Source organism: Pseudoalteromonas sp. SIMBA_162 (assembly GCF_046535955.1).
GTDB classification, from domain to species: domain Bacteria; phylum Pseudomonadota; class Gammaproteobacteria; order Enterobacterales; family Alteromonadaceae; genus Pseudoalteromonas; species Pseudoalteromonas marina.
Genome location: NZ_JAWJBQ010001124.1, coordinates 1 through 239, shown reverse-complemented (window position 1 = coordinate 239; position 239 = coordinate 1). Strand labels below are relative to the sequence as shown.

The following is a 239-nucleotide window of genomic DNA, read 5'->3' as shown; positions in this document are numbered from 1 at the left end:
CCTCGACTTCAAGGCTTACCGCGCCGGTGACCCGGAATACAAGAGCACCACGCGTGACGTGAAGAAACTGCTCACCGAACTGCAGAAGGAGAAAGTCGACGGCGTGGTCATCGACCTGCGCAACAACGGCGGCGGCTCGCTGCAGGAAGCCACCGAGCTGACCAGCCTGTTCATCGAGAAAGGCCCGACCGTACTGGTGCGCAACAGCGACGGCCGCGTCGACGTGCTGGAAGACGAAA

The 239-nt window shown here is 61.9% G+C and carries 1 protein-coding gene; it reads left to right on the top strand.

Going from position 1 to position 239, the window contains the following annotated elements:
* The coding region (locus R0J88_RS23180; RefSeq protein WP_410901342.1) for a S41 family peptidase at window positions 1–239 on the top strand (239 nt) is incomplete at both ends.